This is a genomic window from Frankia sp. AgB1.9 (assembly GCF_016786355.1).
Taxonomy (GTDB): Bacteria; Actinomycetota; Actinomycetes; order Frankiales; family Frankiaceae; genus Pseudofrankia.
The window spans coordinates 1-20881 of record NZ_JADWYX010000038.1; the positions used below are offsets into that span (position 1 = coordinate 1).

A 20881-nucleotide genomic window follows, 5' to 3' on the forward strand; every position below is an offset into this window, starting at 1 on the left:
CCCGGCAGGCGGGTTTTTCCCCCTCAACACCTGGCCGAGGCACTCATCGAGACGATCCAAGAGATACGTGACCGGCCGAACGAACCGCGACGACACCGCCGAAACCCCCGAGCCGTGAAACGCATACACGTCCATGCCTACCGTGCCAAGCGACGGACGGACACCTGCACAACATACCCGAACCCGCCAGTTATCAACATCATCCGAGCCGCTTAAATTAGCGGTATTGCCCCACAGGGCTCCGCGGTGTCACCGGTGCTCGCCAACGTTTTCCTGCACTACGCGCTCGATTTATGGCTGGCCCGGGAGTTCCCCGGTGTGCCCTACGAGCGCTATGTGGACGACGCGGTGGCGCACTGCGTGACTCGGCGCCAGGCCGAGCAGGTGTGCGTGGCGATCGGCCGAAGGCTGGAGGAGGTCGGACTGCGTCTGCATCCGGCCAAGACTAGAGTGGTGTACTGCAAGGACAGCAACAGGCGCGGAACGCATGAGTACACCGCGTTCACGTTCCTCGGGTACACCTTCCGTCCCCGCAGACAGCGGAACACCAGGACGGGGCGGATCTTCACCTCGTTCGACCCCGCGATTAGCGAAGACGCGCTGAAGGCCAAGAGCGCCGAGATCCGCTCCTGGCGGATCCACCAGCGCACCGGTTCGACCCTGGACGACCTCGCGCACATGATGAACCCGATCGTGCGGGGTTGGATGAACTACTGGGGCCGGTTCAACCGGCGCGAGATGAACCGCCTGCTCAGGCGCATCAACGCCTACCTGATGAAATGGGCCCAGAAGAAATACAAGCGGCTGCGGGGATACAAACGCGCCAGGGTGTGGTGGAAGATGGTCGTAGAACGTGACCGTGGACTGTTCGCGCACTGGGCGTGGGAACGAAACGCCTGGATGGCCGGATGAGAAGAGCCCCGTGACGGGAGACTGTCATGCGGGGATCTGTGGGAGCCGGGGGCTGAGATGCCCCCGGCTACCCGACAGGCCCGGGATTGGTGTTCCACCACCGTCCCGGGCCGCCTATTCAATTATCGATCTGCCACCATTCTAAACCAGGCCGACGGGAAAGTCAGTCCATTCGCGGAACCCCGGCATGGGTCAATGCCCGAGAAGATCCACGGAAATCGCCGTAAAGTCCCCTGGAATCGCCGTGGACAACATCAAACTTAGGGCCATATCCCGATATCAATCTTAACGATCATCGAATGGGAATACGGCCCGCTCACGAAAAAGCCCGGCGACTATCCGACAGTCTCAGACCGCCGCTCCATCTCGATACGCGCACTACCCGAGCACCGAACCCCCGAGCGCAACGCCCACCAGGCCCACGAGATCCCGATGCGCGAGCCGAGCGACCGGCGAGACGATCGCTACTGCTGCGAGTCGAGGTCTTGTGCGGCTGGTAGTTCGCTGGTGTTGCGCGCACCTCTGCCGCGTAGCCACGTCGCCAGGTCGTGCGCTCCCTCGCGTTCCGCCGCGCCCAGTGGCGTCAGGTCGTCGTAACCGATCCAGTTGATATCGCCGCCACGGTCCAACAGATACGCGGCTGTCTCCTGCTGACCGCCATGACACGCACTCCACAGCGCGTGCGTGACATCGTCGGCACTCGGCGGGACCGGTCCGTCGAAGAACGCGGCCAGCCGGTCGACCGCGCCCAGCGCGGCATCGTGCCAGATTCTGGCCTTTGCGCCGCGTTCGACCAGCCGCCGGGCCACGTTCCACTGACCGAACGCCACCGCGTCATCCAACGGCGTACCCCCGCCGATTGCGGCGCCGTCGGATTCGATGTCCGCGCCCGCGTCGAGCAGCGCGTCCAGTACGGCGACGTCATCGCTACTGGCCGCCCAGTGCAGCGGGGTCTCTGTGTGCGGCCCCGTGAACCTGGCGTTGACGTCCGCGCCCGCCGCCACGAGAGCCCGCACCGTATCGGCCCCGTTGGGATAGTGCCCCGGCCAGTCCGTCGCCACATGCACCAGCGACCGCGACATCCCCGGCTCACCCAGCGCCACCTCAACCAGCGTCGGATGCTCCCGCAGGAGCGCGGCCAGCCCGGCGACGTCCCCGGCGTGGATCGCGGCCACCGCGGCGACCGCCGTCGGGTCTTCGGTACTCAGGAACTCCACGACACTCCCTGTCTCGGCCGCCGGCCCCGTTGGCTGACTATCAGCATGGCGTCGTGGACGTCAGCCAGCTAGCCTGACCTGCCCGTCGAGGGCGACGCGAAGCGCCGCGACCGGCACCTCCAACCCGTCGAGTGCCGCCGCCAGGCCGCCACTGGACACGTCCAGCGCGGACAGTATTAGCCGTTCGTGGAAGTGCGACGGGGTGCTGTCCCAGCACGGGCCTACGACCTGGGCGAGGGTCTGTTTGAACTGCGGACTTAGCCCAGGCCCACACAGCGGTCCTGTCCGCCGAAGGTTCCATCCCGCTTTGGTGGCGTAAAGCCGCTCGACCGCGTCAGCGCCGAACCGATCCGCGACCGTGCGGCGGACGTCGTCCAGGTCGATACCGAGTGACGCGAGCAGCGTCGCGTCATCCCAGCGCGGCCCATCGCCCCGCCCATCCTCGACCACCCGCCGCACCGCGTCCCGCGCCCGCACCTCGGTCACGCCGAACCGGGCGAGCAGCTCCGACACCGGCCCGGCCCAGTCTCCCGTCAACGCGATCAGCAGATGTTCCACGCCGACGTAGCTATGCCGATCCGCCATCGCCTGCGCGCGAGCAGCGTCGACCACGACACCCGCCGGCCGCCCGACCGGCCCACCCCTGCCATCCCGGCGCCGCCTCATGACCGCTTCCCACCCGGCAGCGCCCGTGTCACGTACTTGCGGTGCACCGCCTGACGGGTCACCCCCAGCGCCCGCGCGATCTGTTCCCAACTCCAGTCCAGCTCCCGGGCAGCGGCCACGTGCATCGCCTCCAACTGGTCCATCAGGCCCCGCAGCGCCGCGACCGCCGCCAGACCCGTCCCAGGATCATCAGCCGCCGCAGCGACAGCGGCCAGCCGCGTCACATCCGTCATGCCAGAAGGGTCAGCCCACCACCCACATCTGTCAACCCATGTTGACAGATGATCTATCGGTCGGAGTGGCCCGTCGCAGCGGCCCGGCCAAGCACCTCGCGAAGCTGCGCCACCGACGGCGAGCCCGCCAGGTGGCCGGACGCGTCGCGATACAGCCGACACGACAGACCCACCGAACAGCCAGGCCCGGCAAACGGATCTACACCATCAACCAGCAGCGTCGGCGAACCGGCCATGCCCACCTCGCGCGCCACGTCCTCACGATCGACCACCCGCACCGTCAGCACATCACCGGCGCCGATCAGACCCCCAAGCCGATCGCGCAACGTCCGTGCACCGGGACAACCCGACACGTGCAAGATCGTCAATCGCACGAGACCCGTCCCCTCAGACCCCGACCGGCGACCAGCCACCACCTACGTCCCGCCACACCCAGCGTAGGAGCGCACCCCACAGGTTGCTTCGGCGTTCCGCTTGCGCAGGTAGCAGCGCTAAGGGTCCCGGACGAGGAGCAAGCCGTGTGACGCACGCCATATATGTCCCAACGCCAATGAGTAGGACCCGGCAGCGACCACCGGAGGGCCGAAACGGCGATCATGGAATGCCGAAACGGGCGAACCTTGCCGGAAGTGGCACTAAAAGCGGGTGACTGTCCCTGATGGCGCGCCACCAGCGCGGTAGCGCGCGCTAGTATGGCGACATGCGCCCTGGGGGGAAGTCGTGAACGTCAACCCGATCCTGCCCGGCTTCTACCCCGATCCCTCGATCTGCCGGGTCGACGGCGACTACTTCCTCGTGACGTCGAGCTTCGAGTACTTCCCCGGAGTGCCGATCTTCCACAGCACCGACCTCGTCAGCTGGGAGCAGATCGGCAACGTGCTCGACCGCCCCAGCCAGCTGCACGTGGCCCCGGGCCTCGCGTCGGCGAGCACAGGGATCTTCGCGCCGACCCTGCGCCACCACGACGGGCGGTTCTGGCTGACGACGACGAACTTCGCCGACGTCCGCCGGGGCCACCTGATCGTCCAGGCGGACGACCCGGCCGGCGACTGGACCGACCCGGTCTACACCGGCGGCGCGGTCGGGATCGACCCCGATCTGGCCTGGGACGAGGACGGCACCTGCTATCTGACGTGGTGTTTCCCCGGGCAGATCACGCAGGCGGCCGTCGACCCCGACAGCGGGAAGCTGCTCTCCGAGCCGCGCGCAGTCTGGAGCGGAACGGGCCTCGCCCACCCCGAGGGACCGCACCTGTTCCGGCGGGACGGCTGGTGGTACCTCGTTATCGCCGAGGGCGGCACCGACCGGGGGCACGCCGTGTCGATCGCGCGCTCGCGTGCCATCACCGGTCCGTTCACCGGTAACCCCGCCAATCCGATCCTCACCCGCGGCGGCACCGAGCACCCGGTCCAGAGCACCGGCCACGCCGACCTGGTCGAGCTTTCCAGCGGCGAGTGGGCGATGGTGCACCTCGGCGTACGCCCGCGGGGCACCTTCCCCCTGTGGCACGTCAACGGCCGGGAGTCCTTCCTGACCGGCCTCGACTGGGCCGACGGCTGGCCGGTCGTCGTGGAGGACCGGTTCGCGGTGCCGGTCCGGGACAACGCGTTCACCGACGAGTTCCGCGCGCCGACGCTGCACCCTCGCTGGATCTCGCCTGGGACCGATCCCCGGACGTTCACCCGCCACCGCCCCGGCGGCGGGCTCGTCATGGCCGCGGGCAGGACGTCCGACGCGGCCGATCGCCTGCTGGCCGTGCGTGCCCGCGACCCCCATTGGTTGGCCACCGCCGACCTCTCCGACGGCGATGCCTGCCTGACCGTCCGGATCGACGACGCGCACTGGGTCGCCGTGGAGAGGCGCGCGGATGGCCTCGCTGCCCGGATGGTCGTCGGTCCGCTCAACCAGATCCTCGCAACCGTCACCGGGATCGGGACCGGCGACGCACTCGCCATCCGAGCGGTAGCGCACGCCGACGCCGCCACGTTCCGCGCCGGCCCCGACCAGCTCGAGCTGGGATACCTGCGCGACGGCGAGTTCTGCCTGCTCGCCACGGTCGACGGCCGCTACCTCTCCACCGAGGTCGCCGGCGGCTTCACCGGCCGTGTCATCGGCGTCGAAGCCCTGGCCGCCGACGCCACCCTCACCCGCTTCGCCTACCAAGCCCTGGTCTGAGGCCCGCGGCTTGACCGGTGCCGATCGCGAAGGTCGGCATCGGGGGAGTGATCGCCGTTTTCGCCCTCTGGTGAACCCTGCTGGCTAATTTGGGCCCGGAGTCTAGGTGAGGCCTACGTGATGGTGGCGAGTCTCGTCCGTGGTCGACCAGGAGGTATGACGGAAGTCTGATCCAGGCCTCCCGGTGATCGTGAAGGCGACGCGCGGTGTCGGGACCCTGGATCGTGGGCCCCCGCACCGGTCATGATCGCCGTTTGGGCCCTGGGGTGGTCGTAAGAATGCGCCTGTCACGACCATCCGAGGGCCAAAACGGCGATCAAGGCGACGCGCAGCCAGGCTCCGGATGGCCAGCAGGGTCCTACTGGTCGTGAATCGGGCCTTCGTGCGACCACGTCAGGGCCAAAACTGTGATCAGGTTCGGGACTTGGAGCGGCAGGAGCTTAGATCGCCAGGGGAGAGGTGAGCCAGGCGGTGAGCCGGTCCAGGCTGCGTTCGCCGGCCGGCGTGAACGGCTCGTTCAGATGGCCGTGGCGGGAGCCGGGCTCGAACTCGACCCGCACCGGGACGCTCGCCGTGGCCAGCTGCGCCGCGTAGGCCTCTCCCGAGGCGCGCAGGAAGTCCGCGTCCGAGTTCAGCACGTACACCGGCGGCTGGCCGGCGACGTCGCCGTTGGCGGGGAAGGCGTAGGGATCCGTCAGTCGCTCGGCGGCGCCGACGTAGTTCAGATCGATCTCCTCGCTCATGTCCGGGGTGAGGAAGAGATCTGCCAGCGCGGCTGTCTTGGCGCTGAGATCCGCGCTCGCCGCGGGCAGGTGCGCGTGCAGCACGCTGTACGCGAGCAGCAGTGAGGCGGACAGGGGCCCGGCGCCGTCCCGAAGCCGCTTGGTCACCCCGGCGGCCAGGTTCCCGCCCGCGCTGGCCCCACCCAGATGCAGTCCCGCTGGTTCGGCGCCCAGATCCCCGGCGTTCTCGACCGCCCACAGCCACGCGGCGAGGAGGTCGTCGGACGGAGCCGGGAAGTGAACGCCGCGCAGGCATTTGCGGTACTCGACCGAAAGCACCGGGACGCCCCGCGACGCGAGGGTCAGGCCGACCCAGTTCGCCTCCGGCATGTCCAGGTCGCCGGTGACGAAGGCGCCGCCATGTACCCAGACCAGCGCCGAGCCCGTCGTGGGACCCGGTTCCCGGTACAGCCGGGCCGGCATCCCTCCGGGGCCGTCGATGACCACCTCGGTGACCTCGACCCGGCCCAGCTCCGGATAGTGCGCCGTGAGGGCCGCGGTATCCGGCACCGGCGGCAGGCGCTCGGCGATCAGCTCGGGGCTCGTCGTCTCCAGGAACCGGACCCAACCGGCGAAGGGCGTCAGGCTCCGCTCGCCGTCAGTCTCTGAGGTCACGCTGCCTCCCACGATGAGCCGCTCACGCTAACAGCGAGAACTAGCGCGCGCAAGTGACGGCCGTAGAGGCCGGCAGGCGACGCGCAGGGCGACCTCCCGCCCACCTGGCCACGCACGTTCGGCCGGTGGGGGTCAGATCCTGGCTGGCTGTTCGGCGTGGGCCGGGAGGGCGAGCGCGTGCAGGCCGGCGCGGATCCGGTCCAGCGGCATACCGCGGGCGGTGTGCAGGTAGTCGACGGCGTCGGCGCGTACGGCGGTGTAGAGGATGTGGCCGAAGTAGTCGGCGTCCACGCCCGGGCGCGCGGCGGCGACGCGTCGGGTGAGCTCGGCGGTCCAGTGCCGGCTCGCGGGGCTGGTGTAGTAGCCGTTCGGGCCGCTGTGGTCGAGCGCCCGGATGAGCGAGCGGTTCGCCCAGACAAAGTCGAGCAGGTCGTCGAGATAGGCCAGCAGCGCCGGACCGGGTTCGGTGGGGTCGTTCGCCGGTGTCGGGTCCTTCTCGCTGCGGAGCAGTGCGGTGGCCCGGCGGGCGAGCACTGCCTCGATCAGCGCGCCGCGGTCGCTGAACCTGCGGAAGAGGGTGCCCTTGCCGACGCCGGCGGCCTCGGCGATGTCGTTCATCGACACCGTGCCGGCGTCCGTGCGGTCGAACAGGTCGGCCGCCGCGGTCAGGATGGCCTCCCGGTTGCGCGCGGCGTCGGCTCGTTCCCGGCCGGCAGTCATCAGCGCAGCTCCTCTTCGGTGGCGACGGTTGCCAGTCGGACCGCCGGTCCGTATCGTATCCACTAAGCGGACCGGCGGTCCGAGATTGCGGGTTCGGACTCTGATTGTCGCTGGCGCCGGCGCCAGGTCGGCGGCCGCAGCCGTGACCCGTGCCGCCAGCCGCCGTCGACGACGGTTTCCGACAGTGCACCTGCGTCCACCGGGAGGATCTGCGATGTCGCTCCGGTGGGCCATCGCCGGCGCCGGCGAGGTCGCTCATGGGTTCGCCGTGGCCCTCGGCCGGGTGCCCGACGCTGAGCTGGTGGCCGTCGGGTCCCGCGATCCGGTGGCGGTGGAGGACCTCGGCGCCCGGTTCGGCGTGCCGCGGCGACGGAGGTACGGCTCCTACGAGGAGCTCGCGGCGGACGACGGCGTCGACCTCGTCTACGTGGCCACGCCCTCGTCCCACCACCACCGTCACACAGTGCTGTTCCTGAACGCCGGGCGCGGGGTGCTGTGCGAGAAGCCGTTCGCCGTGGACGCCGCCCAGGCCGGCGAGATGGTGGCGACGGCTCGCGAGCAGGGCCGGTTCCTGATGGAGGCGATGTGGAGCCGTTTCCTGCCGGCCTACGTGCGGCTGCGGGAGCTGGTAGCCGCCGGCTCGATCGGCACCGTTCTCGGGGTCGACGGTGATTTCGGCCTGCGGTTTCCCTCGTTGGCGGGCCACCGCCTGTTCGATCCGGCCGAGGGCGACGGCGCCCTTCTCGACCTGGGCGTCTACCCGGTCTCGCTGGCCAGCATGCTGCTCGGCGAACCCGACCGGGTAAGCGCGCTCGGCGAGCGGGGCTCCGCCGGAGTCGACGAGCATGTCGCCGTCCTCATGAACTACCGGCAGGGCGCGGTGGCGATCGCTCGCGCGTCGCTGCGGGTCAGCCTCGGCTGCACCGCCAGGATCTTCGGTTCCGACGGAAGCATCGAGCTGCCCGCGTTCATGCACTGCCCGGACGAGCTGGTGCTGCGGGGCCGGTCCGGCACCCAACGGCTGCACCTGCCGGCGGCCAGCGACAACGCGGACTCCGGGCATCTGGGCGGCAGCGGGCCCGGCGGCGGCCTGCACCACCAGATCCGCCATGTGCACGACCGGCTGCGGGCCGGGCAGCTGGACAGCGACGTCATGCCGCTCGCGGAGTCCGTCTCGGTGATGCGCACCCTCGACGCCGCCCGCGCCCACCTCGCGCTGCGCTACCTCGACGCCGACCTCGGGGTCCCCCACCCACGGGCGGCCGCTGGCAGGTGAGCGGCGACATGGCGACGCGGCCGCGATGGCGGTCGGCGAATGGACTGGGAGGTCGTGGGTGACGACGACTAGGCCTTCGGGCGATCTGGAGAACACTCGAACGCGCCTGCGGCGCATGCACCACATCGCTTACGTCGTCAAGGACCAGGACGCGACCCGTCGTTTCTATGAGGACGTCGTCGGGCTGCCGCTGATGGCCGTCTGGGCGGAGGCCGGCGAGTTCTCGGAGTTCCCCGGCCGGACGATCGAGTTCTGTCACACGTTCTTCGGCCTGGGTGACGGCTGCGCGCTCGCGTTCTTCGCCTTCGCGGACGAGGACGTCTACGAGGCCTACAAGGCGCGGACGCAGACCGGTTTCTTCCATCCCGCCGTCGCGGTGAGCGGGGACGAGCAGGAGCGGATGCGAGAGCGGCTGACGGCCGCGGGGTTCGCTCCGTTCGAGATCGACCACGGGTACTGCCAATCCCTCTACGTGCACGATCCGGATGGCCTGGTGCTGGAGTTCACCAGGGATCCCGACGACGCGGCCGCCCTCGGCGCGTGGCAGGCCGAGACGGCCCGCGTGACCCTGTCGCGGTGGCTGAGCGGCGACCGCACGCCGAACAACGACTTACGTCGCCGGTAAGGCCACGAAGGAGCCCGCATTGAGTCAGACCCCACCGACGTTCGCGGGCAGGAGCACGTTCCTGCACGGGTTCGCCCGCCGTGACGACGAGACCGCGCCCGGCATTCAGCCGTCGACCTGGTGGGGTTCGACGGATCTCGTCCTACCTGAAGGCACGAACGAGACGATCGTGCGGTTACAGGCCGCCGACGGCGCCCACTCGCGCGGAATTCTCTACCGCCGGGGACCCGAGACCACGGTCGTCGTTTTCAATCACCCTCGCGCCGACTTCAGCTGCCACTACCTGATCCCGTCGCTGGTGGCGGCGGGGTACGCGGCCTTCGGCGGCCAGGGGCGCAATCTCGGCAACGACATCGACTGCGTCCACGAGTACCTTCTCGCCGACCTGGCAGCCCAGATCGGCTACCTGCGCCGGCAGGGGTTCGAGAAGGTACTGCTCTGTGGGAACAGCGGTGGTGGCAGCCTCTCGACCTTCTACCAGGCCCAGGCCACCACCAAACCTCCAGGCCGCCTCACCGCGACACCGGCCGGTGATCCCTATGACCTCAACACGATCGACCTCCCGCCGGCCGACGGCCTGATTCTGCTGGCCGCCCACATCGGTGAAGGAGCCTTCGCGCTCGACAACCTCGACCCTTCCGTCATCGACGAGAACGACCCGTTGTCGTGCGATCCGACGCTGGACATGTACAACCCGGCCAACGGCTACCGCAGGCCACCCGAGGTCAGCAGCTACTCGCCGGAGTTCGTCGAGCGGTACCGGGCCGCGCAGCGGGCCCGCGTTACGCGACTGGACGCCGTAGCCCGGCAGGACATCGCCCGCCGCCGCCGCTACCGCGAGCTGATGGCCAGGTGGGACTTCCGTGACCGGCCGCTCGACGAGCAGCTGCACATCACCCGCCTGGCCACCACATCGCGCTATCTCACGATCGCGCGCGTGGCGGCGAACCCGAGCTACACGGACCTGTCGATCGATCGGTCCCACCGGACGATCAGCACACTGCTGGGTCCCGACCCGCACACCGCGAACTACAAGCTCGGCGGCTTCGCGTCGGTCATGACGCCCGAAGGCTGGCTGTCGACGTGGTCCGGCCAGGCGACCCGGGCCTCGGTCCTCGCGAACATCACGAACGTCACCGAGCCCACGCTCGTCATCAGCTTCGACGCGGACGCCGGAATCCTGCCGCACGAGGCGCGGAGCATCTTCGACCGGGCGGGCGCCGAGGACAGGGAACTCGGCCACGTCGACGCCAATCACTATGGACTCGCGCGGACCGAGCCACGGGAAGCTCCCATCGTCGAGGCCGGAAACCTGATCGTCCGCTGGCTGAAAGCCCGTTTCCCAGCGGCAGGCGCACCGGAGACGGCTGATTCTCCGAACGTGGCGGTCGTGAAGGAGTACTTCCGCCGCGGCGACGCCCGAAGTGCAGACGTGCTCGACCTGTTCACCGAGGACGTCGAGTTCTTCTTCCCCAAGCACGGTGTCGGCCATGGCAAGGCGGAGTTCATCGCGTTCGCCGCCGGCCTGCGGGACTCGGTCTACGTCCTGCACGACCAGGAGACGATGACGTTCCTTGAGAACGGATCGCGGGTCGTCGTGGAAGGCACAACGTACGGGCACGACTCGGAAGGCTCGAAATGGCAGGGTGCCGTGACGCCCGGCGGCCGGTTCTGCAGCGTCTTCGAGATTCGCGACGGCCTGATCGCGCGGAACTACATCTACGCCGATCCTGACTACACGAGCCGCCACGCCGAAGGATTTCGCTGGGGCCTGGACCGGCAGTGGTGACCGCTCGGTCCCCGGAGGCGCCCGGGTCGTCGACCCCGGCCTCTGCCCAGCCCGCCCACAGGCCCTCACGAGGGAGACACATGGAAGCGATGCGGTTCGACGGACGGGTGGCCATCGTGACCGGCGGCGGGCGGGGGATGGGGCGGGCGCACTGTCTGGAGCTCGCCGGCCGCGGCGCCAGGGTCGTCGTCAACGACCTCGGCGCCGCGCTCGACGGGTCGGGATCGTCGTCGGCCGTCGCCGAGGAGGTCGTGGCGGAGATCCGGGCAGCCGGCGGGGAGGCGGTCGCGAGCAGCGACAGTGTCACCACCGAGGAGGGGGCGGCGGCGATCGCGCGGACCGCGCTCGACGCCTTCGGCCGGATCGACGTGCTCGTCCACAATGCCGGGACGGTCACCTACGCGCCGTTCGCCGAGCTGACGTATGAGCAGTACCGCCGGCTCCTCTCGGTCCACCTCGACGGCGGCTTCCTCATGGCCAAGGCGGTATGGCCGCACATGCAGGCGGCCGGCTACGGCCGGCTGGTCTTCATCACCTCGCAGGCGGCACTGGGCGGAACACCCAACCTTGCCCACTACGGCGCGGCGAAGACCGGTCTGGTGGGGCTGTCGCGGGTGCTCTCGATCGAAGGAGCCGAGCACGGCATCCGGTCGAACGCACTCGGCGTCGCGGCCTACACCCGGATGATGGAGGGCTTCTTCGCCCCGACCGACGAGAACCGGCCGGACGTCGTTCGCAGTGAAGGCGAGAACTGGTGGCGCCGCTATCTTCGCCCGGACATCGTCGCGCCCGTCGTCGCGTTTCTCGCGCACGAACAGTGCCCGCTGTCCGGCGAGATCCTCGACACCTGTGGGGGGCACACGTCCTTCCAGTTCCTCGCGACCACCCAGGGATTCTGCGACCTCGACCTGACGGCCGAATCGCTGCGCGACCACCTGGACACCGTCCTCGACCCGGCGGCCTACGAGATCTTCCATCCCGCCACCGGGCTCCTCGAATGGCGCAACAGCAAGCTGCGCGAGGTAGGAGCCGGCCTCACCACGACCTGACCCGCGCCGCGTGCACCGTTGCGGGGGTCACGCCCGGCCGAAAATTCGAGGGGAAGAACAGGGCGATGTTGAAAGTGATGCTGCTGCTGAAGCGCAGACCGGGGCTTTCGCTGGCGGAGTTCATCGACCGCTACGAGAGTGGCCACGTCCCGGCCGCGGAGCGGAACGCCACCACGCTACGGCGCTATGAGCGGCACTACCTGCACCCCGGCGGACACCTCCTGTTCGGAGACGAGGTGGCCGAGCCCGAGTACGACGTCATCACCGAGCTCTGGTACGACGACCTGGCCGCGTTCACCGCCGTCGAGGACGGCCTTCGCCGCCAGCCCGAACGCGTCGCGGCCATCGTCGCGGACGAGGAGTCGCTGTTCGACCGTTACAGGAGCCGGCTGGTGTTCGTCGAGGACCGCGTCTCGAACCTCCCCGCCGGCGGAGCCACGCTCGCGGGCGACTCCGAGCGGGCGCTACGCCGCCTCCTGGACAAGGACGAGATCGTCGACCTGGTTCATCGCTACTCCTACCTCGTCGACCACCGGCTCCACGACCAGCTCGCGGACCTGTTCACCGAGGACTGCGTCGTCGACTACGGACCGGCCGTCGGCCCGGCGCGGCACGGCCGACCGGCGCTGCGGGCGATGTTCGGCGACAGCACCGACCCGCGGGGCTTTCTCGCCACCAGCCATCACAACGCGAACGTCCTCGTGACCTTCGACGGCAACGACCGCGCCGTCGTTCTCACCTCGGTCTACGCCTGGCACCAGGCGCCACAGGGCGCCACGCCTCGGGTCTGGGGCTACTACCACGACGTCGCGGTGCGGACCGTGGACGGCTGGCGGCTGGCCGAACGTCAACTACGCGTGGCAGGCACCGAGCACTGGCCCGGCGAATGGCACCCACTGGCCCCCACCAAGGGATAGGCCGAGTGAGCGCGAGTTACCTCGGTACCGACGAGCGGGCGATCACCTGTGGTATGAAGCCGCTGAACGCTCCGGATTTTCTGTGGCTTTTGGCGGCATCGGGTTTGCGCGCTCTAGTTTCCCTTGGTAGCGTGCGCGACCAGCACGTACCCGGCACCCGTAGCGGGCCGGAGTGCGTATGAGCCGCCATGCCGTCGCGGCTTTCCAACGAGGCCGTCCTCCGGGTGGGTCGGCCACGCCTGATCGGGGCTGGGCGTACTGCTGGGGCCCCTTTCCATAGTTGAGGGAAAGACATGCTCCTGCGTACACCACGCATTTTATTAGGTTCAGCGGCCGCGCTCCTCCTCGCCGTCGCGACGAGCTGCGCCTCGCCAGGCGGCGTCAGCGCGGCGAATGGGGCGTGCGACGCGCCCGGCGTCACGCCCAGCCAGGTGAAGCTGGGTTTTGTCTATCCAGACTCGGGCTCCTCCGGCTCTACGCTGTCCGCGGCCCGGGCCGGTCTCGACGCGAGAATCGGCCTCGCGAACGAGCAGGGCGGTGTGCACGGACGAAAGATCACCTATGAATGGCGCGACGACGAGGGGCAGGCCACGGTAACGGCGCTCGCGGCCGAGGATCTGGTCCAGCAGCAGAAGGTCTTCGGCCTGGTGACGGCCAGCGCCTCGCTCGGGGACGCCATGGACGGCCTGACCAGGCAGAACGTGCCCGTCGCCGGAATCGCCATCGAGCCCGCCTGGGCTGGGCGCCAGAACATGTTCTCGTCCATCTACGGGACTTCGCAGGTGGTCGTCGGCCAGTACCTCCGGACGTCCCATGCCACCAGGGTCGCCATCGTCACCGGGGACGCCTCCGAGGTGACCTCCGAGAACACTCTGGCGTATGAGCGGGGCTTGCAGGCCGCGGGAATCAGTGCGGTCGAGGCGGTTTCCTTCACGCCCGCGCTCGGTACCCCCGCTCACGCGGTCAGCAAGATCATGAGTTTCGGTGCCGACGCGCTGCTCGGCATCACCGCGCCGGATGACTTCGCCCAGGTCGTGCAGGCCACCCGCGCCGCGGGCGCACACCTCGCGGTCAGTGTCGTGCTGACGGGCTATGACCGCAGCCTGCTGGCCTCGGAGGGCCGCACGCTCGCCGGGGTGTCCATGCCCTCGTACTTCCGCCCGTTCGAGGCGGGCGGCCCCGCGATGGAGCGCTACCAGGCCGCGATGGCGCGCTACGCGCCAGAGGCCGGCGCCACCGATCAGCAGTTCGCGATGTTCACCTACATCGACACCGACCTGTTCCTGCGCGGGCTCGACCTGGCCGGGCCCTGCCCGACCCGCGAAGGGTTCATCAAGGCCCTGCGCGGCGTCTCCTCCTACGACGCGGACGGGCTCATCACTCCCATCGACCTCCGCGACTACTCGGGCAAGCCGCTGAACTGCAACGCCTTCGTCCAAGTAGCACCGGACGGCTCCGCGTTTCAGGTCGTCCGCGAGCGGGTCTGCGCCGACGGCAGCACCGGCTGAGCAGCCGGAACCCGGGAGGACCCGTGCGGGCGACAGCCGGGTGAGAACTGCCCGCCGACCGGTAGCGGACCGCTGGTACGGTTAGCGCCGGACTCGATCCGGACCGGCGGTCCGAACCGTCGACGGGTCTCGTGCGGGAGGGAGGCGTGATGGATCTGCCCGGTGTGGGCGTCTGGAGCGTGCATCTGCGCTACGGCGACCAGGCTGAGGCCGCTGAGGCCGCCGCCGAGCTCGAAGACCTGGGTTTCGCCGCGGTGTGGGTTCCCGACGGTGGAGGGCCCGTCTTCGACTCGGTCGGACACCTGTTGGCCGCGACCCGCCGAATCGTCGTCGGCACCGGGGTGATGAACCTGTGGCTGCACACTCCCGCGGAGACGGCGGCCGCCCACGCGGCGCTGTCCGCCGCCCACGGTGATCGGTTCCTGGTGGGTATCGGAGTCGGTCACGGCCCGGCGGCCGACCTCGCCGAGCCCAACCGCCAGACGCCGCTGACAGCGATGAAAGGCTTTCTCGACGCGCTGGACACGGCCGAGCGGCCAGTCCCGCCGACCGGCCGGGTTCTTGCCGCGTTGGGGCCGAAGATGCTCCAACTCGCGGGCGAGCGCGCTCGCGGCACCCATCCCTACCTGGTCACGCCGGAGCACACCCGGCGTGCTCGCGAGCTTCTCGGCGCGGGTCCACTCGTCCTGCCCGAGCAGACGGTGATCCTCTGCGGCGGCGCTGATGAGGCGCGGGCAATCGGAACGGACTGGCTCCGCGGCTATCTCGCGCGTCCCAACTACGCCGGGAACCTGGTCCGGTTGGGGTTCGCCCCCGAGGAGGTGGCGTCGGTGAGCGACCGCATCTTTGACGCCCTGATCGCCTGGGGCGACGAGGACGCGATCCGGCGTCGGGTCGAAGAGCATCACGCGGCCGGCGCCGATCACGTCGCGGTGCAGGTCCTTACGGCCGACCCCCGGGCGTTTCCGCGGGAGCAGTGGCGCCGGCTCGCTGCCGCGCTCAATCCGTAGCACCGGCACTATTCCGCCCCGGGTGCTGTCAACCATCCGAAGCCGGTAACACGCGTCCGCGAGCGCGACACCCGCTTTGACGTCCTGTGCGGACCTTCGGAGTCTCGTTCTCATGGTGAAGGGACAGCCTCATGGCCGATTCGACCAGCGGCCCGTTGCACGGCATCCGCGTTCTCGAACTGGCGGGCATTGGTCCCGGCCCCTACGCGGCGATGGTGCTGGCGGACCTCGGTGCGGAGGTCCTCCGCGTCGAGCGCCCCGGTCAGGCCCGTGACGTCGCCGAGCCCGTGATTCTCCGTGGCCGCAGGCGAACCGTCCTCGACCTCAAGAAGGCGGCCGACCGCGAGGCGTTCCTCGCGCTGTGCGAGCGCGCCGACGTCCTCATCGAGCCCTACCGGCCAGGAGTAGCCGAGCGCCTCGGCGTCGGCCCGGACGTCTGCAGGCGGCGAAACCCGCGGCTCGTCTACGCGCGGATGACCGGCTGGGGCCAGGACGGCCCGTGGGCGCAGGCGGCGGGACACGACATCACCTACATCGCCGTCACCGGCGCGCTCCACGGGATCGGCCGTGCGGGCGGCCCGCCGCAGCCGCCGATCAACCTGCTCGGTGACTTCGCCGGCGGGTCACTCTTCCTTGTCATCGGCGTGCTGGCCGCGCTTCTCGAACGCCAGACCTCCGGGCAAGGAGACGTCATCGACGCGGCGATCGTCGACGGGACGGCCCATCTGACGACCTACGTTCTCGGTCAGCTCGCGCGTGGTCTCTGGAACGAGAAGCGCGGCGGCAATCGCCTCGACACAGGTCAGCCGAACTACGACGTCTACGCCACGGCGGACGACCGCTGGATGGCGGTCGGCGCGCTGGAACCGCAGTTCTACGCGGAGTTGTTGCGGGTCCTCGGGATCGACGCCGCCGCCCTGCCCGCACCGAACGACCCCGACGGCCTGGCCGAGGTACGTGCGGCCCTGAGCGCGCGGTTTGCCGAACGCACCCGAGACGAATGGACGGCGGCGTTCGCCGGCACCGACGCCTGCGTGGCACCTGTTCTCACCTGGGCCGAGGCGCCCGCGAATCCTCAGCTCGCCGCCCGCGGGACGCTCGTCGAGCGCGCCGGCGTCTGGCAGCCCGCGCCCGCACCCCGGTTCACCCGCAGCCCACTCGAACTCCCGGACGCGCCGGCCGCCGATGCGGAGGACCCACGCACCGTGCTCTCGCACTGGGGCATGAGTAAAGCCGCGATCCCCGAGTAGACCGCGATCCCCACGTAGCGCGAGCCCCACCCTCGCTACTTTCATCGACCCGATGACCAAAGGAACGGACGTCTCGATGACGACACAGACATGGGCGATCGTCGGAACCGGGCAGATCTCGCACACGGTGGTGCCGGACCTGCAGCGGTGCGAAGGCGCGGAGATCACCCTTGTCTACAGCCGGGACGGGCTCAAAGCACAAGAGTTCGCGGCTGAACACGGCATCGCGGCCTCGACGTCGGACTTCGAAGCTGTCATCAATGACCCGCTCATCGACGTCATCTATCTCGCCGCACCCATCAGCACCCACGTCGAGCTGACCCGACGGGCTTTGACCGCCGGCAAGCACGTGCTGGTCGAAAAGCCGATGGCAACGAACGCGCGCGACGCCGCGGCCCTGTTCGACACCGCGCGCGAGCACCACGTGTTTCTCATGGAGGGCATGTGGATGAAATTCAACCCGGCCTTCCAACACCTGCTCCAGGAGATACGCGGGGGCCGCATCGGAGAGGTGACTGCCGCTCGGGCGAGCTATGGGATGCCGTTCCCGAAGGAGTTCGCCAGCAAGTGGGACCCCCAGCGCAGCGGCGGAGCTCTCCTCGACCAGGGGATCTACCCGTTGACGTTCGCCTACTGCGCCCTGGGCGCACACAGCAGTGTCGCGGCGGCGGGGACCCTGCTCGACAACGGCCTGGACACGACCGAGCACATGACAGTCGCTTTCACGAACGGCACCTACGCCCAATGTTCCAGTTCCATGGTGGAGTTCATGGAGCTGACCGCGACCGTGAGCGGGACCCGCGGCTGGATCACGATCAACAGTCCCTTCTGGAACAGCGCTGACCTGGAAATCCACGCGGACGGCTGGGAAAAGATCATATCCGACCCGGCCAGGGAACATTTCGAACTCGAGGGCAACGGGTATGTCCCCATGCTCCGAGCTGTGATCGGGGCCATCGACGACGGCCTCCTCGAGCACCCACTGCACTCCGCTGACGACACCATCGGCGTCTTCCGAATGATCGACGACGTGTTCGCGTCCCTACAGGCGGCGACGGGCCGAGGCGCCGCGGCAGCGCACTGACGACGAGGAGGCAACGGTGGAACCTCGCAGGTTACGCCCCGGCCAGCGAAGCCAGCTCTGGGTGGCGGACACCGAGACAGGCAAGCAGACCCTGCTCTATGAACGCCACGACCTCCTGTTCGAGGCCCCGAACTGGGTCGAACCCGAGCTCATGCTCGTCAACGCCGACGGGAAGCTCTGGGAATACCGGTTCGACGGCGACCTCACTCCGATCGCGTTCGAGGGCGTACCCGACCTCAACAACGACCACATTCCGGACGCGGACGGAACACACATCTACCTTTCCTGCAACGACTGGAACATCTACCGGGCACCGATCCGCGGTGGGCTGGCGGTTCCGTTGACCTTCTCGCGAAACGACCCGCGAACGCTCTATTTCGCACACGGAGCAAGTCCGGACGGCACACAGCTCTCCTACATCGAGGCGGAGGTCCGCGCCAACTACGAGGTCACCAAGACGGGGATCTTCATGATGTCCGCCGACGGTACCAACCGCAGGAGGCTCACCCCCTTGGAGAACGCGAACGGCCCCGAGTTCACCCCTGACGGCGAATGGGTCTACTACACGACCGAACGGTTCGACGGTCACATGCAGATCGCGCGCATGCGCCCTGACGCGACCGAGGACGAGCGCGTGACCTTCGACGAGGCGGCGGACCACTGGTTTCCGCACTTCTCACCCGACGGCCGGCGCGCCGCCTATCTCGCCTACCAGCGGGACTCCGGCGATCACCCCGCCGACCGCTGGGTCGAGCTGCGGTCTGTCGCGCTCCCTGACTGGTCCTCACCGCGGACGATGGCGCAGATCCGCGGCGGCCAGGGCACCCTGAACGTGAACAGTTGGAGCCCCGACTCGACCCGCTTCTCCTATGTCGCCTACCCGCTGCCGGGCGACGACGCGGACAAGGTGGAACCGTAAGCGGGGCGTCCCAGGTTCCAGCGCACCTGTGAGGCTGGCCGGCAACCAGCCTGGACGGCTGCGCTGGTTGCCGGCCAGCCCGACGGCCTCGCCTGTTGCCGCACGACGACGCGGGTTCGGCCGAGGTGCGTCGGTGGCCGTCTAGGCCGCGTGGGTGCCCGGCTCGGCGGGTCTGTCGACGGCGACGACACGGACCGCGAGGTACTCGCGGCTCGGCAGGTCGACCCGGACTCGGTCTCGGTAGGTCGCGGGCAGCGGGTCGATCGTCATGTTCCAGGTGTCTATGACGTCGACGCGGTACTCCTTCCCGGCCGGAAGCGTCGCATCGTAGAAGTAGGGGCGGTTGAACCCGAAGTAGGTGAGATAGAATTCCCCTGCGATTCCCGCCTGTGGTGCGTCGCCGCGAGCGAGTGGCTCGAGTACGCCTCCGGGTGCTTCCTCGATGATTCTCCGGAGGAACTGAATACGGGCCGGGGACTCGCCGGTGAGCAGGCCGCCCTTGGCCCACCAGATCTGCTCGTCGTCACGGTAGTAGGTTTCGCCGTGGCCGACGTACCCGCCGCGGACCGCGCCCTCCCAGAAGCGGCGCGTCAGCTCCTGGCCGGAGATGTTTCCCCAGGAGTACTCGAGGTTCCCCTCGTATCCGCACTCGTCGACGACGACGGGCTTTCCCCAGGTGCGCCGCCACTCGTCGACGTTCTCGGCGGTGCGGTAGGTGTCGGTCCGTTGGACGCTCGCGTGGGTGATCCACTCGCGCGACTGGTCGTAGAAGGTGAGTCCGTTGTGGATCGACTGGAGGTGTCGAACGGGGTCGTTGGCGCGGACGACCGCGGCCAGCCGTTCCCAGTCCGACTCGGTCTTCGCGGCGATGAGGTCGTATTCGTTGGCCATCGACCACCAGACGTTCGGGATCGCTGACAGGCGCCGGACGACGTACTGGACGTAGCGGTCGTCCGCGGCGCGCCCGAGGTCGGCGAATCCCCACCGGTCGTACGGGTGGAACAGGATGACGTCGGCCTCGATGCCCAGCTGCCCGAGCTCGACGATGGTGGCCTCGAGGTGCCGGAAGAACGCGGGGTTGAACCGGGTGTGGTCGAACCCGCCGGTGCTGTCGCCCGCGAAGGGGAAGAGCTCCGGCTCGTTCGAGTTGTAGAGGTAGCCCTTGGGGAACACGGTCATGCGCAGCTTGGTGAACGGCGCGCTCGCCAGGGTGCGCAGGGTCGCTGCCCGGACGTCGGCCGGCTGGTGGATCCAGGCGTAGGCGGTGGTGCCGAGCGGGGTGTGTCGCGTGCCGTCGGCGTGGGCGAAGTGGAAGCCGTCGGCGCGGACGGGGCCGTGGTCTCCCGCGAGGGCCTCGCTGACCTCGAACTCACCGGTGAGAGCGTGGAGGCTACGGGCGGTGGACGTGGTCCGGAAGCTCCAGCGTCCGGTGGCCTCCGGGAGGAACCGGAGGACCCACTGGCCGTCGCCGTCGTAGAAGCCATCGACCTCTGTCGTGTGACCGTCGGTGTCGAACAGTGCGGTGAGCTCGACATCGGTGAAGGGGTTGCCGTGCGACGGGCCCGCGATCCGGATCTCGAAGGTCGACCATTTCGAGGCTGAACGAGGGAAGGTCGTGGCCGCGGACCCCTCGACGACCAGATCGCTCTCGTAGTCGGACCGTGGCAGGATCGCGGGCGCCTCGACGTCCGGCGTGGCGGGCGTCTCGATCGCGGCGAGTTCCTCCCACAGCCGCGCGGCTTTGGCCTCGTCGTCCGCGGTCGCCGCGAGGCGGTCGATGAGGACGCGGATGGGTAATCCTCGGATCATGTCGAGGGACGGATGGTCAGCCAGCCCTGGCAGCGCTCGTTCGAGCACGGCGCGGGCCTCGGGGTGGTCCAAGGCCTCCTGGACCCGGGATGTGCGGCCGAACGTCATGGCTGTACCTCCAGGTGGGGGCGGGGCGGCCGGTGCCCTCGTCGGGCCTGGTCGCCGCGGCGGCCCGTGGTCGCGGGCACGGAGTTCAGGGCGTTGCCACCTCGTCCAGGTCGGGGGATGAGGCGGCCTTCTCCTGGCTGGTCCGCCCGGCTGGTAGGTAGCCGCGGCCCGCCGCCTCCTGCCAGACTTAAGCCCCGGCGCCAACCGCCCGGGCCCA

19 protein-coding genes are annotated in these 20881 nt (G+C 69.2%); 12 read left to right on the forward strand and 7 right to left on the reverse strand.

The features are described from left to right. Positions 1-225 precede the first annotated feature (225 nt). The gene (locus I6A60_RS43585; protein ID WP_203018261.1) at positions 226-912 is read left to right on the forward strand and encodes a group II intron maturase-specific domain-containing protein; all 687 of its coding nucleotides are present in this window, start codon (positions 226-228) and stop codon (positions 910-912) included. Positions 913-1376: 464 nt separating this feature from the next. Here I6A60_RS43585 and I6A60_RS17015 read toward each other — a convergent pair whose 3' ends face one another. From I6A60_RS17015 to I6A60_RS17030, 4 genes are read right to left on the reverse strand one after another with little or no spacing between them, the layout of a single operon-like run. Beyond that, on the reverse strand, positions 1377-2129 hold the full coding sequence (locus I6A60_RS17015) for an ankyrin repeat domain-containing protein (RefSeq protein WP_203023847.1): 753 nt from the start codon (positions 2127-2129) through the stop codon (positions 1377-1379). A gap of 60 nt (positions 2130-2189) precedes the next feature. Beyond that, complete coding sequence (locus tag I6A60_RS17020; RefSeq protein WP_307873732.1) at positions 2190-2795, reverse strand: Clp protease N-terminal domain-containing protein; 606 nt, start codon at positions 2793-2795, stop codon at positions 2190-2192. Further along, positions 2792-3028 carry a helix-turn-helix domain-containing protein gene (locus I6A60_RS17025; protein WP_203023849.1) on the reverse strand — a complete coding sequence of 79 codons (237 nt, stop codon included), beginning with the start codon at positions 3026-3028 and terminating at the stop codon, positions 2792-2794. Before I6A60_RS17025 ends, I6A60_RS17020 begins: the two co-directional genes overlap by 4 nt. A gap of 53 nt (positions 3029-3081) precedes the next feature. Then, positions 3082-3402, reverse strand: a complete 321-nt coding sequence (locus I6A60_RS17030; RefSeq protein WP_203023850.1) for a thioredoxin family protein — start codon at positions 3400-3402, stop codon at positions 3082-3084. Positions 3403-3748: 346 nt separating this feature from the next. Here I6A60_RS17030 and I6A60_RS17035 point away from each other — a divergent pair, with 346 nt between their 5' ends. Further along, positions 3749-5203, forward strand: coding sequence for a glycoside hydrolase family 43 protein (locus I6A60_RS17035; protein ID WP_203023851.1), 1455 nt, complete (start codon positions 3749-3751; stop codon positions 5201-5203). A 440-nt stretch (positions 5204-5643) separates the two neighbouring features. On the opposite strand, the gene I6A60_RS17040 is transcribed toward I6A60_RS17035, so the two are convergent. Continuing rightward, entirely contained in the window at positions 5644-6600 is a 957-nt protein-coding gene (locus tag I6A60_RS17040) for an alpha/beta hydrolase (RefSeq protein ID WP_203023852.1), read from the reverse strand. 132 nt (positions 6601-6732) lie between these two features. After that, on the reverse strand, positions 6733-7320 hold the full coding sequence (locus I6A60_RS17045; RefSeq protein WP_203023853.1) for a TetR/AcrR family transcriptional regulator: 588 nt from the start codon (positions 7318-7320) through the stop codon (positions 6733-6735). Between the two features lie 214 nt (positions 7321-7534). Here I6A60_RS17045 and I6A60_RS17050 point away from each other — a divergent pair, with 214 nt between their 5' ends. The 10 genes from I6A60_RS17050 (at position 7535) to I6A60_RS17095 (ending at position 18747) form a co-directional block, all read left to right on the forward strand. Then, on the forward strand, positions 7535-8596 hold the full coding sequence (locus I6A60_RS17050) for a Gfo/Idh/MocA family protein (RefSeq protein ID WP_203023854.1): 1062 nt from the start codon (positions 7535-7537) through the stop codon (positions 8594-8596). A gap of 115 nt (positions 8597-8711) precedes the next feature. Continuing rightward, positions 8712-9221, forward strand: a complete 510-nt coding sequence (locus tag I6A60_RS17055; protein WP_203023855.1) for a VOC family protein — start codon at positions 8712-8714, stop codon at positions 9219-9221. A gap of 19 nt (positions 9222-9240) precedes the next feature. Continuing rightward, positions 9241-11010: a nuclear transport factor 2 family protein gene (locus tag I6A60_RS17060; protein WP_203023856.1), complete on the forward strand. Its 1770-nt coding sequence runs from the start codon at positions 9241-9243 to the stop codon at positions 11008-11010. An 80-nt stretch (positions 11011-11090) separates the two neighbouring features. Beyond that, positions 11091-12059 carry an SDR family NAD(P)-dependent oxidoreductase gene (locus I6A60_RS17065; RefSeq protein WP_203023857.1) on the forward strand — a complete coding sequence of 323 codons (969 nt, stop codon included), beginning with the start codon at positions 11091-11093 and terminating at the stop codon, positions 12057-12059. 65 nt (positions 12060-12124) lie between these two features. Further along, the gene (locus I6A60_RS41755; RefSeq protein WP_238435615.1) at positions 12125-12976 is read left to right on the forward strand and encodes a nuclear transport factor 2 family protein; all 852 of its coding nucleotides are present in this window, start codon (positions 12125-12127) and stop codon (positions 12974-12976) included. A gap of 293 nt (positions 12977-13269) precedes the next feature. Next, positions 13270-14484 carry an ABC transporter substrate-binding protein gene (locus tag I6A60_RS17075; RefSeq protein ID WP_203023858.1) on the forward strand — a complete coding sequence of 405 codons (1215 nt, stop codon included), beginning with the start codon at positions 13270-13272 and terminating at the stop codon, positions 14482-14484. A gap of 149 nt (positions 14485-14633) precedes the next feature. Further along, positions 14634-15494, forward strand: a complete 861-nt coding sequence (locus I6A60_RS17080; RefSeq protein WP_203023859.1) for a TIGR03620 family F420-dependent LLM class oxidoreductase — start codon at positions 14634-14636, stop codon at positions 15492-15494. A gap of 131 nt (positions 15495-15625) precedes the next feature. Further along, entirely contained in the window at positions 15626-16744 is a 1119-nt protein-coding gene (locus tag I6A60_RS17085; protein ID WP_203023860.1) for a CaiB/BaiF CoA-transferase family protein, read from the forward strand. A 52-nt stretch (positions 16745-16796) separates the two neighbouring features. Continuing rightward, positions 16797-17828 carry a Gfo/Idh/MocA family protein gene (locus I6A60_RS17090; RefSeq protein ID WP_203042354.1) on the forward strand — a complete coding sequence of 344 codons (1032 nt, stop codon included), beginning with the start codon at positions 16797-16799 and terminating at the stop codon, positions 17826-17828. Positions 17829-17844: 16 nt separating this feature from the next. After that, the gene (locus tag I6A60_RS17095; RefSeq protein WP_203023862.1) at positions 17845-18747 is read left to right on the forward strand and encodes a PD40 domain-containing protein; all 903 of its coding nucleotides are present in this window, start codon (positions 17845-17847) and stop codon (positions 18745-18747) included. A gap of 141 nt (positions 18748-18888) precedes the next feature. On the opposite strand, the gene I6A60_RS17100 is transcribed toward I6A60_RS17095, so the two are convergent. Then, the gene (locus tag I6A60_RS17100; protein WP_203023863.1) at positions 18889-20664 is read right to left on the reverse strand and encodes a DUF5605 domain-containing protein; all 1776 of its coding nucleotides are present in this window, start codon (positions 20662-20664) and stop codon (positions 18889-18891) included. Between the last annotated feature and the right edge of the window lie 217 nt (positions 20665-20881).